This window comes from Leucobacter sp. UCD-THU (genome assembly GCF_000349545.1).
GTDB classification, from domain to species: Bacteria; Actinomycetota; Actinomycetes; order Actinomycetales; family Microbacteriaceae; genus Leucobacter; species Leucobacter muris.
In genome coordinates this window covers 1-12,562 of the sequence record NZ_APJM01000024.1, presented here as the reverse complement: position 1 = coordinate 12,562, position 12,562 = coordinate 1, and the positions used below count along the sequence as shown (strand labels likewise).

Here is a 12,562-nt window from a genome sequence, read left to right as displayed (position 1 = left end):
ACACACGCCAGCGTTTGCGAGATCCGCGAGGGCACTGCGCGAGATCCCGCGGGAACGCACGAAGAAGGCCCCTCCGAGGAGGGGCCTTGCCGTGCGCGATACTGGGATCGAACCAGCGCGGATGCCACAGTGCAAACGCGCCAGCGTTTGCGGGATCCGCGAGGGCACTGCGCGAGATCCCGGGGGAACGCACGAAGAAGGCCCCTCCGAGGAGGGGCCTTGCCGTGCGCGATACTGGGATCGAACCAGTGACCTCTTCCGTGTCAGGGAAGCGCGCTACCGCTGCGCCAATCGCGCCTGTTGAGGCTATTGAATTATACGGCGAGGTGGCGACGGGATTCGAACCCGTGTATACGGCTTTGCAGGCCGCTGCCTCGCCTCTCGGCCACGCCACCGTGGTGGTGGTTGACACCACAAGCGGCCGAGATGAACTCGGCCACTGGAGCGGATGACGAGACTCGAACTCGCGACCCTCACCTTGGCAAGGTGATGCGCTACCAACTGCGCTACATCCGCACGATCGCCCCGCTTCGCGTTTCCGCTGCCGTGGCGACCTGAACAACTATATGCGGGTCGGGTGTGCGACGCAAATCAGGCCCGGACGCCCGGGCGCGCCGCCTGCACCCGCTTGGGTTTTGTCTCGTTTTCTCTTCATTCGTCGTCTTTCGGGGCGGTAATCCACCCCCGGCGGGTGGAGTGCCGCTAGCGTTATCTGCATGGGGAAGCGCGGGCGGTCGGCTCTGAAACGGGGGATCGGCCTCTTGTGCGTGCTGCTGGTGGCCGCCGCCGCGGTGTTCGCGTTCTCGCACCGGCAGGAGATCCGCGATCACTTCGCGGCGGCGGGGTTCGACCCGGATCCTCGGGTGGTGGAGGTGATGGGGGAGCTCGCGCTCACCTCGTCGGGTGAACGCGTGTTCCTGGCGACGCAGCCGACGATCGACGGCAGTCAGAACTTCAACGAGCAGTGCTCGGAGGTCGATCATTCCGAGCACGGCCACGTGCTCGGCTGTTACACGGGCGAGCGCATCCACCTGTTCGACGTGACCGATGATCGGGTGGAGGGCATCGTCGAGGTCACCGCCGCGCACGAGCTGCTGCACGCGACCTACGCGCGGCTGGGCGAGGGCGACCGTGCGATGCTCGCCCCGCGGCTGCGCACGGCGTACGAGGAGCTGGCCGAGCAGGATCCGCGCCTGCGGGAGCGCATGGAGGTGTACGAGCACCTGTCGGAGGCGGCCTTCGCGAACGAGCTGCACTCGGTGCTCGGCACGGAGGTGCGCGAGCTGCCGGATTGGCTCGAGGAGCACTACGCGCAGTGGTTCGAGGATCGGGGTGCGCTCGTGGACATCTTCGAGACGTACCACTCGGTGTTCGTCGACCTGCAGCAGCAGGCCGAGAGCCTGGAGACCGAGATGACGGCGCTGCGGGGCGACATCGAGGCGCGCAAGGCGGCGTACGACGACGAGGTTCGGCGCTTCAACGAGGACGCCGCCGAGTTCGGCGCCCGCAACGAGCGCTACGAGTTCTCGGACGCGCCCGAGGAGTTCGACCGCATTCGCGACGAGCTCGCGCAGCGACGGGATGCGCTCGAGCAGACGCTCGCGACGCTGCAGGCCGACATCGACTACTACAACGGGCTCGGCGCGCAGCTCAAGCAGTTGGGCGAGCTCAGCTCGGAACTCGACCAGCAGCTCAACAGCGACCTCGCCCCGGTGACGACACGCCCGAGCGATTGAGCCCCGGCGCGGGTGCGAGCCGCGAGATCACGCGGTTCGCTCTGCGGGTGGCACGGAGGCCCCTCGATCCGTGTATTATCGTTCGGGTTGGCACGGATCGCTGATCCGGATCACGCGGGCGATTGGCGCAGTTGGTAGCGCGCTTCCTTCACACGGAAGAGGTCATCAGTTCGAGTCTGGTATCGCCCACCGCAGGCCGGAGGCCCCCGAGCAATCGGGGGCCTTCGTCGTTTCAGGGGGTGCGGCGCCTCACCCATTAGAATCGTGGGGTTAGTGCTTCCGTCTCGAAGGAGTGTGCCCCAGTGGCCGATGGCTTCTCCCTGTTCACCGATCGCTCGATCGTCGCAATGCGCGTCAACGGCGAGCTCAAGGATCTCGCGGCGACGGTCACCGAGACGGACACGGTCGAGCCGGTCGCGATCGACTCGCAGGACGGGCTGAACATTCTGCGCCACTCCGCGGCGCACGTGCTCGCACAGGCGGTCCAGCGCATCAACCCCGAGGCGAAGCTCGGCATCGGCCCGCCCATCACCGACGGCTTCTACTACGACTTCGATCCGGCTGAGCCGTTCACCCCCGAAGATCTCAAGGCGATCTCGTCCGAGATGCAGAAGATCGTGAAGCAGGGGCAGCGCTTCGTGCGCCGTGTGGTGACCGAGGCCGAGGCCCGCGAGGAGCTGGCGAACGAGCCGTACAAGCTCGAACTCATCGGCCTCAAGGGCGGTGCGGATCAGGGCTCCGACAACGAGAGCGTCGAGGTCGGCGGAACAGAGCTCACCATCTACGACAACGTCGATCCGAAGACCGGCGAGCTGTGCTGGAAGGATCTGTGCCGCGGCCCGCACGTGCCGAGCACCCGGGTGATCGGCAACGGCTGGGCGCTCATGCGCTCGGCGGGCGCCTACTGGCGCGGCAGCGAGAAGAACCCGATGCTGCAGCGCATCTACGGCACGGCGTGGCCCACGAAGGACGAGTTGCGCGAGTACCAGACCCGTCTCGAGGAGGCCGCGAAGCGCGACCACCGCAAGCTGGGCGTCGAGCTCGACCTGTTCAGCTTCCCCGACGAGATCGGCTCGGGTCTCGCGGTGTTCCACCCGAAGGGCGGCATCATCCGCCACGAGATCGAGACGTTCATGCGCAGCGAGCTGCTGAAGAACGGCTACGAGGTGGTCAACAGCCCGCACATCACCAAGGGCACGCTGTTCGAGACGAGCCAGCACCTCAATTGGTACAAGGAGGGCATGTTCCCGGCGATGCACCTCGACGAGGTGACCGACGGCGAGGGCCACGTGGTCAAGCAGGGCCAGGACTACTACTTGAAGCCCATGAACTGCCCGTTCCACAACCTCATCTTCCGGGCGCGTGCGCGCAGCTATCGCGAGCTGCCGCTGCGCCTCGCCGAGTTCGGCACGGTGTACCGCTACGAGAAGAGCGGCACGCTGTCGGGTCTCACCCGCGTGCGCGGGCTCACGCAGGACGATGCGCACATCTACGTCACCGACGAGCAGGTGAAGGACGAGATCAAGCGCCAGCTCGAGTTCGTGTTCGCGACGCTGCGCGCCTACGGCCTCGACGACTTCTACCTCGAGCTTTCGACGCGGGATCCCGAGAAGTCGGTGGGCACCGAGGAGCAGTGGGCGGTCGCCGAACAGACGCTGCGCGAGGTGGGCGAGGAGTCGGGTCTCGAGCTCGTCGCCGATCCCGGCGGTGCGGCGTTCTACGGCCCGAAGATCTCGGTGCAGGCCCGCGACGCGATCGGCCGCACCTGGCAGCTGTCGACCGTGCAGCTCGACTTCAACCAGCCCGAGCTGTTCGAACTCGAATACGCTGCGGCCGACGGCACCCGCAAGCAGCCGGTGATGATCCACCGCGCGCTGCTCGGCTCGGTGGAGCGCTTCTTCGCGATCCTGCTCGAGCACTACGCGGGGGCGTTCCCGGTGTGGCTCTCGCCCGTGCAGGTGGTGGGCATCCCGGTGGCCGAGCAGTACGGCGAGTACCTCGACGGCGTCGTCGCGCGGCTGCGGGAGCGCGGCGTGCGCGCCGAGGTCGATCACGGCGACGATCGCATGCCGAAGAAGATCCGCACGCACACGAAGGCGAAGGTACCGTTCCAGCTCATCGCCGGCGAGGACGATCGGGCGGCGGGCGCGGTGAGCTTCCGCTTCCGCGACGGCTCGCAGTTGAACGGTGTGCCCGTCGACGAGGCGATCGAGCGCATCGTCCGCGCGATCGAGACCCACGAGCAGGTGTCGACGGCGTGGACCGAGTAGAGTCGCTGCGCGAGACCGCTGCCGTCGGCACCCCCGATGACATGCAGCGGCTCTGGGTGCCGCACCGCATGGTCTACGTGCAGGATCACCACCAGCCGGATCGCAGCGACTGTCCGTTCTGCGCCGCTCCGGCGAGCAGCGACGAGGACGCGCTGATCGTGGCGCGCGGCGAGACCGCCTACGTGCTGCTCAACCTGTTCCCGTACAACAACGGGCACATGCTGGTCTGCCCGTACCGCCACATCTCGCAGTACGACGAGGCGACCCCCGAGGAGGTCGCCGAGATCGGTGCCCTCACCCAGACCGCGATGCGCGTGGCACGCGAGGTGATGGGGTGCGAGGGCTTCAACCTCGGCATGAACCAGGGGCAGATCGCGGGCGCCGGGATCGCGGCGCACCTGCACCAGCACATCGTGCCCCGCTGGGCCTCGGACGCCAACTTCTTCCCGATCGTCGCGAAGACGAAGGCGCTGCCGCAGCTGCTCGGCGATGTGCGCGCGTCGATCGCGGCCGCCTGGCCGGTCGACCCTGGGCCGGCCGACTGAGCCGAACCTAGAATGACCTACTGAACTTCAACCGACAGGAACAGGAGCTCCCGTGTCCGGACACTCCAAGTGGGCGACCACGAAGCACAAGAAGGCGATCATCGACTCGCGTCGAGCGAAGGCCTTCGCGAAGTACATCAAGGTGATCGAGGTCGCCGCCCGCATCGGCGGCGCCGACCTCTCGGGCAACCCCGCCCTCGCCGACGCCGTGCACAAGGCGAAGAAGAACTCGGTGCCCGGCGACAACATCGATCGCGCCATCAAGCGCGGCGCCGGCCTCACGGGCGACGCCGTCGAGTACACGACGATCATGTACGAGGGCTACGGCCCGAATGGCGTGGCGCTGATGATCGAGTGCCTCACCGACAACAAGAACCGGGCCGCCGCCGAAGTGCGCACGGCGCTCAGCCGCAACGGCGGCACCCTCGCAGATCCCGGCAGCGTGGCCTACAACTTCGCTCGCAAGGGCGTGCTCACCGTGCCGGCCGCCGACACCACCGAGGACGACGTGCTGCTGGCGGTGCTCGACGCCGGGGCCGAGGAGGTCGTGCCGACCCCCAACGGCGAGTCGTTCGAGGTGTTCACGGAGGCGAGCGACCTCGTGGGCGCCCGCACCGCGCTCGTCGACGCCGGCATCGACTACGAGTCGGCGGACGTCGAGTTCGTGCCGAACCTGAAGGTCGAGATCGACGCCGACACCGCGCGCAAGGTGTTCCGCCTCATCGACGCCCTCGAGGACAGCGACGATGTGCAGAACGTGTTCTCGAACTTCGACCTGTCGCCCGAGGTGCAGGCCGAGCTCGAGCACGACGAGTAGGGGTTCACCCGCCCGGGCCGGGCGCGCCGACAGGTGCGACACCGGCCCGGGGATCCCGAACCCGACGAACGGAGCGGCATGCGCATCATCGGCATCGACCCGGGCCTGACCCGCTGCGGCGTCGGCATCGTGACCGCCGGCGCCTCGCGCAAGGTGGCCTTCGAGCACGTCGAGGTGCTGCGCAGCGCCGCCGACAGGCCGCTGCCCGAGAGGATCCACCGCATCGGCTCGAGCATCGAGCGGCTGCTCGACGGCGAGAAGCCGGCGGGCATCGCCCTGGAGCGCGTGTTCGCGCAGGACAACGTGGCGAGTGTGATGGGCGTCGCGCAGATCAGCGGCGTGGTCATGTATCTCGCCGAGGAGCGCGGGATCCCGGTCGCCCTCTACACCCCGAACGAGGTCAAGGCGCAGGTGACCGGCTACGGCAGCGCCGACAAGGCGCAGGTGACGACCATGGTCACGCGGTTGCTCGGGTTGGCGGCCCCGCCGAAACCCGCCGACGCGGCCGACGCGCTCGCACTCGCGATCACCCACGCCTGGCACCTGGGCCGTGGCGGGGCCGCGACGCGCATGGAGCGCTTCGATCGCTCGGCCGCGGCGCCGGGGGGCGAGACGCCGGCGCAGCGCGCGTGGCGCGAAGCCGAGTCGAAGCTCGGACGACGGCGCGGCGCGCGGTCCTGATCCCGCGTCTTCGGCGATGCCGGCCGGCCGCGAGCCACGCGATCCCGAGCGGCCGTCGAGCGCCACGCGATCCCGAACTCCGCGCGGACGACCGGCGTAGACTGGCGAGTGCGACCGAATCGACCGGTTCGGCCAGCACCAGACGGAACTCTCGGCGGCCGGCGTCGATCGGCCGGTGTCGTCTCGGGTTCCGTGCGCACGCGATCAGGAGGGAACCCAGATGAAAGCCGCACGCTTCCACGGACGCAAGGACATTCGGATCGAGGAGGTACCGGAGCCGGAGCTGCGGCCGGGCGCCGTAGCCATCGACGTGGCCTGGTGCGGCATCTGCGGCACCGACCTGCACGAGTACCTCGACGGCCCAATCTTCTGCCCCGCGCCGGGCCATCCGCACCCGCTGTCGCACGAGGAGTCGCCCGTCACCCTCGGTCACGAGTTCTCGGGCACGGTGAGCGCCCTCGGCGAAGGGGTCGCCGATCTCGCCGTCGGAGACTCGGTCGTGGTCGAGCCGTACTTCGTGTGCGACGAGTGCGGCCCCTGCCGGGCCGGCAACTACCACCTGTGCGAGAAGATGGGCTTCATCGGCCTCGCGGGCGGCGGGGGCGGCCTGAGCGAGAAGATCGTGGTGGATCGCCGCTGGGTGCACCCGATCGGCGACATCCCGCTCGACCAGGCGGCGCTCATCGAGCCGCTGTCGGTCGCGCACCACGCGGTTCGCCGCTCGGACGCGAGCGCCGGCGATGTCGCGCTCGTGGGCGGCGCCGGCCCGATCGGGCTGCTCGTGGCCGCGGTGCTCAAGGCCGAGGGTGTGACCGTCATCATGAGCGAGCTGAGCGACGCCCGCAAGGCGAAGGCGCGCGAGACCGGCGTGGCCGATCACGTCATCGATCCCTCGCAAGAGGATCTCATCGCCCGCGTGCGCGAGATCACCGGGGGCGTCGGCGCCGACGTGGCGTTCGAGTGCACCAGCGTCAACGCGGTGCTCGATCAGCTGTTCGACGCGGTGAAGCCGACCGGCGTGATCGTGAACGTCTCGATCTGGGGCAACCCCGCCCAGCTCGACATGCAGAAGCTCGTGCTCAAGGAGATCGACCTGCGCGGCACGATCGCGTACGTGCGCGACCACGCCGCGACGATCAAACTCGTGCAGGAGGGCAAGGTGGATCTCGAGCCGTTCATCACGGGCCGCATCGCCCTCGACGACCTGATCGACGAGGGTTTCGACACCCTCATCAATCGCAACGAGACCGCGGTGAAGATCATCGTGCACCCGTAGGGCGACGAGACCCGCGGCGGAGCCCGCAGCGGCGAAGGGGCGGCATCGCGGAGGCGGTGCCGCCCCTTCGCGCGTCGGGGCGCCTACCGGCGGGGCCGGCGGGGCCGGCCGGGCGGCGGCCCGCCGGCTTCGGAGTCATCGCCGGCGTCGTCGGCGGCGGAGGGAGCGTCGTCGGTGTCGTGGGCGGCAGCGGGATCGGGATCGGGCAGCACGATCGGCAGCGTGATGGCGCCCGTCTGCAGGGCCTCGTCGATGACCTGCTCGACCTGGCGCTGGCGGCGCAGCTTGACCCGGCTGAGGGCGCGCTGCTCGGGCAGGCTCCACCCGAAGCGCACGGCGAGCAGCCGCACGGCCGTCGTCACGACCACGCACACGACGCCGCAGATCACGACCGGCACGTCGAAGGCCAACAGCACGGTGAGCACCGACACCCCCACCAGGCTCGCGACCGCGTAGAGCGACCCGACGTGCATCACGGCGATCGGCAGGTTGAGCATCACGTCGCGCAGCGCGCCGCCGCCGACGGCGGAGACCACGCCGATGAAGAGGGAGGGCACGATCGGCAACCCCATCGCGAGCGCCTTCGTGGTGCCGATGGCGCCGAACATGCCGATGCCGATCGCGTCGAGCGCCGAGATGAACGGGTCGAGGCGGCGGAACACGCGGGGCAGCAGCATGCCGAGCAACGCGGCGCCGATCGACACGATCAGGTAGAGGTTGTTCGAGAACGCGGCGGGCGTCGTGCCGAGCAGCATATCGCGCAGCAGGCCGCCCCCGATGCCGGTCGCCACGCCGATGAACGCGACGCCGAGCAGGTCGATGCGCTTGAAGCCCGCCGCGAAGAGGGCGCCCTGCAGACTGCCGGCGGCCACCGCGACGAGGTCGGCGGCGAGCGGCGTCTGGAACGTCTGATCGAGCACCCGTCCATTCTCGCGCACTCGCCCGGCCCGGCGCAGGGCGTCCTCGGCGGCGGGGCGGGGAGCGGCCGGGATCCCGGCGGATCGCGGATCGCGGATGCGGGCGCGATCCCGACTCGCCGGCACCCGGCGGACGACCGCCGGGTGCGACAATGGTCGGGTGCCCCTCTACCGCGAAGAAGGCGTCGTGCTGCGCACCCACAAGCTGGGCGAGGCCGACCGCATCGTCACGCTGCTCACGCGCGGACGGGGCCTGCTGCGCGCCGTCGCGAAGGGCGTGCGCCGCACCTCGTCGAAGTTCGGTGCGCGGCTCGAGCCCTTCATGGTGGCCGACATCCAGTGCTTCGAGGGGCGCACGCTCGACACCATCACGCAGGCCGAGACGCTGGGCGCCTACGGGCCCGCGATCAGCTCCGACTACGATCGCTACCGCGCGGGCAGCGTGATGGTCGAGACCGCCGAGCGCCTGGCCGAGGGGGCCCCGTCGCGCGAGCAGTACGCGCTGCTAGTGGGGGCGCTGCGCACGCTCGCCGCGGCGAAGATCCCGGCCGATCTCGTGCGCGACGGCTACCTGCTGCGGGCGATGAGCCTCGCGGGGTGGACGCCCGGTTTCGACGCGTGCGTGAACTGCGGCGCCCCCGGGCCGCACACCGCGGTCGCGGTGCAGCTCGGCGGGGTGACCTGCGAGAACTGCCGGCTGCCGGGATCGCCGCGGCTCGATCCGGGCTCGGTCTCGCTGCTCGCCGCGCTGCTCGCCGGAGACTGGGACGCCGCGCTCGCGAGCGGGGAGCGGGAGCGCGGCCAGGCGGCCGGGATCGCGGCGGCCTACACGCAGTTCCACCTCGAGCGCGGGCTGCGGGCGTTCGGATCCTCGCACCAATAGACTTTCCCCCATGCATCACGCCCCCGACAGCCTCGTCCCGGTCGACTGGACCGGCGAGCAGCCGCCCGCGTTCGCCGGACCCGCTCCGCAGCACGTCGCGATCGTCATGGACGGCAACGGGCGATGGGCGAACCGTCGGGGGCTGCCCCGCGTCGAGGGGCACCGCATGGGGGAGCAGGCGCTGCTCGACGTGGTGGCCGGCGCGATCCAGGCGGGCGTGAAGCACCTGAGCGTGTACGCGTTCTCGACCGAGAACTGGCGCCGTTCGCCCGACGAGGTGCGCTTCCTGATGGGCTTCAACCGCGACGTGCTGCGCCGCCGCCGCGCCCAGCTCGACGCGTGGAACGTGCGCATGCGCTGGGCCGGCCGCAGACCCAGGCTCTGGGGGTCGGTGATCAGCGAGTTGAAGGCGTCCGAGCGCGCCACGGCCCAGAACACCGGCCTCACGCTCACCATGTGCGTCAACTACGGGGGCCGCAACGAGCTCACCGACGCGGTGCGGGCGGTCGCGGCGGAGGTCGAGGCGGGGCGGCTGAGCTCGCGCGGCATCACGGAGCGCACGATCGAGCGCCACCTCTACGTGCCGGAGTTGCCGGACGTGGATCTGTTCCTGCGCAGCTCGGGGGAGCAGCGCATCAGCAACTTCATGCTGTGGCAGTCGGCGTACGCCGAGATGGTGTTCCTCGACACGCTCTGGCCGGATTTCGGGCGGCGGGAGCTGTGGCGCGCGATCCAGATCTATCACGCGCGCGACCGCCGCTTCGGCGGCGCCGTCGACCAGCCGACCGCCGAGGGCTGACGCGGCCTCGCCGAGTGATGAGAGAATGGGGCCGATATGACTTCCCAGACTCTGACCGGCTCGCGCCTGCGCATCGGCCCGCTCGAACTCGACGTGCCCGTGGTGCTCGCGCCTATGGCCGGCATCACGAACACCGCTTTCCGCCGGCTCTGCCGCGAGTACGGCGCGGGTCTGTACGTGAGCGAGATGATCACGAGCCGCGCCCTCGTCGAGCGCACGCCCGCGTCGCTGCGCCTCATCAAGCACCACGAGAGCGAGACGCCCCGCTCGATCCAGCTCTACGGGGTCGATCCGAAGACGGTGTCCGAGGCGGTGCGCTTCCTCGTCGATCAGGATCTCGCCGACCACATCGACCTCAACTTCGGCTGCCCCGTGCCCAAGGTGACCCGCAAGGGCGGCGGCTCCGCCCTGCCGTGGAAGAGCGACCTCTTCGACGCGATCGTCACGGGCGCCGTGCAGGCCGCGGGCGACATTCCGCTCACCGTCAAGATGCGCAAGGGCATCGACCCCGATCACCTCACCTACCTCGACGCGGCGAGGGCGGCGGAGCAGGCGGGCGTGGCGGCGATAGCGCTGCACGGCCGCACCGCCAACGAGTTCTACTCGGGGCACGCCGACTGGGATGCGATCGCGACGCTCAAGCAGACGATCACCAGCGTGCCGATCCTCGGCAACGGCGACATCTGGTCCGCCGAGGACGCGATCCGCATGGTGCGCGAGACCGGCTGCGACGGCGTCGTGGTCGGCCGCGGCTGCCTGGGGCGGCCGTGGCTGTTCGGCGATCTGGCCGCCGCGTTCCGCGCCGAGGCGGGCGAGATCAGCCGCGAAGAGGCCGAGGCCTCGATGGCGCGGCCGCCGCTCGGTTTCGTGATGGACGCGATGCGTCGCCATACCGAACTGCTCGTCGAGTTCTTCGACGGCGAAGAAGATCGCGCCTGCCGCGACATCCGCAAGCACGTCGCGTGGTACTACAAGGGCTACGGGGTGGGCGGCGACACCCGCCGAGCTCTCGCGGCCGTCGAGTCGCTCGAGCAGATGGACGAGATCTTCGCGACGATGGACGCCTCGATGCCCTACCCGGGCGAGGGCGCCGAGGGGCAGCGCGGCCGGGCGGGCAGCCCCAAGCGCGTCCACCTGCCCGACGGCTGGCTCGACAGCCGCACGAGCGACAGCGCCGCCCGCGCGGTCGTCGCCGAGGCCGAGCGCACCGACGGGGGATCCGACGGTGGCTGATCCCGCGCTCCCGGCGGGCTACGCGGCCGTCGACGCTGAGCGCTTCGTGCCCGAGCATCACGGCGGCCACCGCAGCGACTTCGCCCGGGATCGGGCACGCGTGCTGCACTCGAGCGGGTGGCGGCGCCTCGCGGCGAAGACGCAGGTGCTGAGCCCGACCGCCGGCGTCGACTTCGCGCGCAACCGCCTCACGCACTCGCTCGAGGTGGCGCAGATCGGCCGCGAGCTGGCGGTCGCCCTCGGCGTCTCGCAGGACGTCGTCGACACGGCCTGCCTCGCGCACGACCTCGGGCACCCGCCGTTCGGCCACAACGGCGAGAAGGCCCTGAACGAGTGGATGACCGGCTTCGGCGGTTTCGAGGGCAACGCGCAGACGCTGCGCATCCTCACCCGCCTCGAGCCGAAGCACTTCGCGCCCGATGGCGAGAGCGTGGGCCTCAACCTGACGCGCGCCACGCTCGACGCGAGCTGCAAGTACCCGTGGGCGCTCTCCGAGGCCGAACCGGGCAGCGCGAAGTTCGGCTACTTCGCCGACGACGCTCCGGTGTTCGAGTGGCTGCGGCTGGACGCGCCCCAGCGCCGCAAGTGCGTGGAGGCGCAGGTGATGGATCTCTCCGACGACATCGCCTACTCGGTGCACGACTTCGAGGACGCGATCGTGGCCGAGCACATCGATCCGCAGTTCCTCACCGCCCGTTCCGGGCACGGCGCGCTCATCCGCGCCGTCGCGGAGTGGGCGGGGGGCAGCTTCGACGCCGACGAGCTGGGAGCCGCGTTCGACCGCATGTCCGAGAGCGAGAACTGGCTCACCCGCTGGGACGGCTCCCGGCGCGATCAGGCCAAGCTCAAGAACTTCACGAGCGACATGATCGGCCGTTTCGCCCGCGTCGCGATCGGCGCGACGCTCGAGGAAGCCGACGGGCGCCCGCTCGCGCGCTACGGCGCCGACGTGGTCGTGCCGCGCGAGATCCGAGCCGAGATCGCGGTGCTCAAGGGTGTGGTCGCCGCGTTCGTGATGCAGAGCGGCCGTCGCCAGCCGACCTACCGCCGCCAGCGCGGCCTGCTGATCGAGCTGCTGCACACCCTGTGGGAGACCGGCGCGCACGAACTCGAGCCCGCCTACGCCGCGGATCTCCGCGCCGCGCCCGACGAGGCGACCGCCAGGCGCGCCGTGGTCGATCAGGTGGCCTCGCTCACCGACCAGTCGGCGATCGCCTGGTACAAGCGCCTGTGCGACGCGCCCCTGGCCTAGCTGTAGTTCCTCGTGAGGTTGTGAACACGATCTGACGGTGTGAGACCACCGATCCCGGTATGGGGTCGGTGATGATTGTAGTGATGCAGCCAAGCGTCGTATGTTGCGGCCCTGGCTGCATCACTCTCATACATGCCGGCGTACGCCCACTCT

The 12,562-nt window shown here is 69.9% G+C and carries 12 protein-coding genes and 4 tRNA genes; 11 read left to right on the top strand and 5 right to left on the bottom strand.

The window, feature by feature from the left end; genetic code table 11:
• Positions 1 to 225: 225 nt before the first annotated feature.
• The 3 genes from H490_RS16580 to H490_RS16570 all read right to left on the bottom strand — a co-directional run bounded on the left by H490_RS16580 (position 226) and on the right by H490_RS16570 (position 516).
• Positions 226 to 297: transfer RNA gene (locus H490_RS16580), tRNA-Val, on the bottom strand.
• A 27-nt stretch (positions 298 to 324) separates the two neighbouring features.
• Positions 325 to 395: transfer RNA gene (locus tag H490_RS16575), tRNA-Cys, on the bottom strand.
• 45 nt (positions 396 to 440) lie between these two features.
• Positions 441 to 516: transfer RNA gene (locus H490_RS16570), tRNA-Gly, on the bottom strand.
• Positions 517 to 716: 200 nt separating this feature from the next.
• On the opposite strand from H490_RS16570, the gene H490_RS16565 reads away from it, so the two are divergent.
• The 7 genes from H490_RS16565 (at position 717) to H490_RS16535 (ending at position 7,325) form a co-directional block, all read left to right on the top strand.
• Complete coding sequence (locus H490_RS16565; RefSeq protein ID WP_017882501.1) at positions 717 to 1,736, top strand: hypothetical protein; 1,020 nt, start codon at positions 717 to 719, stop codon at positions 1,734 to 1,736.
• Positions 1,737 to 1,852: 116 nt separating this feature from the next.
• Positions 1,853 to 1,925 (top strand) — tRNA-Val (locus tag H490_RS16560).
• Between the two features lie 158 nt (positions 1,926 to 2,083).
• Positions 2,084 to 4,006 (top strand): threonine--tRNA ligase, encoded by a 1,923-nt coding sequence (thrS, locus tag H490_RS16555; RefSeq protein ID WP_238560271.1) that lies wholly within the window; start codon positions 2,084 to 2,086, stop codon positions 4,004 to 4,006.
• Between the two features lie 41 nt (positions 4,007 to 4,047).
• Positions 4,048 to 4,551, top strand: coding sequence for an HIT family protein (locus H490_RS16550; protein ID WP_081611553.1), 504 nt, complete (start codon positions 4,048 to 4,050; stop codon positions 4,549 to 4,551).
• A gap of 52 nt (positions 4,552 to 4,603) precedes the next feature.
• Positions 4,604 to 5,368 carry a YebC/PmpR family DNA-binding transcriptional regulator gene (locus tag H490_RS16545; RefSeq protein WP_017882498.1) on the top strand — a complete coding sequence of 255 codons (765 nt, stop codon included), beginning with the start codon at positions 4,604 to 4,606 and terminating at the stop codon, positions 5,366 to 5,368.
• Positions 5,369 to 5,446: 78 nt separating this feature from the next.
• Entirely contained in the window at positions 5,447 to 6,049 is a 603-nt protein-coding gene (gene ruvC, locus H490_RS16540) for a crossover junction endodeoxyribonuclease RuvC (protein ID WP_017882497.1), read from the top strand.
• Positions 6,050 to 6,269: 220 nt separating this feature from the next.
• The gene (locus tag H490_RS16535; protein WP_017882496.1) at positions 6,270 to 7,325 is read left to right on the top strand and encodes a 2,3-butanediol dehydrogenase; all 1,056 of its coding nucleotides are present in this window, start codon (positions 6,270 to 6,272) and stop codon (positions 7,323 to 7,325) included.
• Between the two features lie 83 nt (positions 7,326 to 7,408).
• Here the strand turns inward: H490_RS16535 and H490_RS16530 are convergent, their stop codons facing one another.
• Positions 7,409 to 8,245: a trimeric intracellular cation channel family protein gene (locus H490_RS16530; protein ID WP_051066110.1), complete on the bottom strand. Its 837-nt coding sequence runs from the start codon at positions 8,243 to 8,245 to the stop codon at positions 7,409 to 7,411.
• Between the two features lie 157 nt (positions 8,246 to 8,402).
• Here H490_RS16530 and recO point away from each other — a divergent pair, with 157 nt between their 5' ends.
• From recO to H490_RS16510, 4 genes are read left to right on the top strand one after another with little or no spacing between them, the layout of a single operon-like run.
• Positions 8,403 to 9,125, top strand: coding sequence for a DNA repair protein RecO (gene recO, locus H490_RS16525; RefSeq protein ID WP_031289426.1), 723 nt, complete (start codon positions 8,403 to 8,405; stop codon positions 9,123 to 9,125).
• A 10-nt stretch (positions 9,126 to 9,135) separates the two neighbouring features.
• Positions 9,136 to 9,924, top strand: a complete 789-nt coding sequence (locus H490_RS16520; RefSeq protein WP_017882493.1) for an isoprenyl transferase — start codon at positions 9,136 to 9,138, stop codon at positions 9,922 to 9,924.
• Positions 9,925 to 9,960: 36 nt separating this feature from the next.
• Positions 9,961 to 11,157: a tRNA dihydrouridine synthase DusB gene (dusB, locus tag H490_RS16515; RefSeq protein ID WP_017882492.1), complete on the top strand. Its 1,197-nt coding sequence runs from the start codon at positions 9,961 to 9,963 to the stop codon at positions 11,155 to 11,157.
• Positions 11,150 to 12,409: a deoxyguanosinetriphosphate triphosphohydrolase gene (locus H490_RS16510; RefSeq protein ID WP_017882491.1), complete on the top strand. Its 1,260-nt coding sequence runs from the start codon at positions 11,150 to 11,152 to the stop codon at positions 12,407 to 12,409. Before dusB ends, H490_RS16510 begins: the two co-directional genes overlap by 8 nt.
• Here the strand turns inward: H490_RS16510 and H490_RS31410 are convergent.
• On the bottom strand, positions 12,406 to 12,562 hold a 157-nt coding region (locus tag H490_RS31410; protein WP_152424138.1), incomplete at its 5' end, for an integrase core domain-containing protein. The genes H490_RS16510 and H490_RS31410 overlap by 4 nt on opposite strands.

Bases quoted from the DNA above. Each gene is read 5' to 3' on its own strand.
- H490_RS16565 (WP_017882501.1), top strand. From the start codon at position 717: ATGGGGAAGCGCGGGCGGTCGGCTCTGAAACGGGGGATCGGCCTCTTG.
- thrS (WP_238560271.1), top strand. From the start codon at position 2,084: ATGCGCGTCAACGGCGAGCTCAAGGATCTCGCGGCGACGGTCACCGAG.
- H490_RS16550 (WP_081611553.1), top strand. From the start codon at position 4,048: ATGCAGCGGCTCTGGGTGCCGCACCGCATGGTCTACGTGCAGGATCAC.
- ruvC (WP_017882497.1), top strand. From the start codon at position 5,447: ATGCGCATCATCGGCATCGACCCGGGCCTGACCCGCTGCGGCGTCGGC.
- H490_RS16535 (WP_017882496.1), top strand. From the start codon at position 6,270: ATGAAAGCCGCACGCTTCCACGGACGCAAGGACATTCGGATCGAGGAG.
- H490_RS16520 (WP_017882493.1), top strand. From the start codon at position 9,136: ATGCATCACGCCCCCGACAGCCTCGTCCCGGTCGACTGGACCGGCGAG.
- dusB (WP_017882492.1), top strand. From the start codon at position 9,961: ATGACTTCCCAGACTCTGACCGGCTCGCGCCTGCGCATCGGCCCGCTC.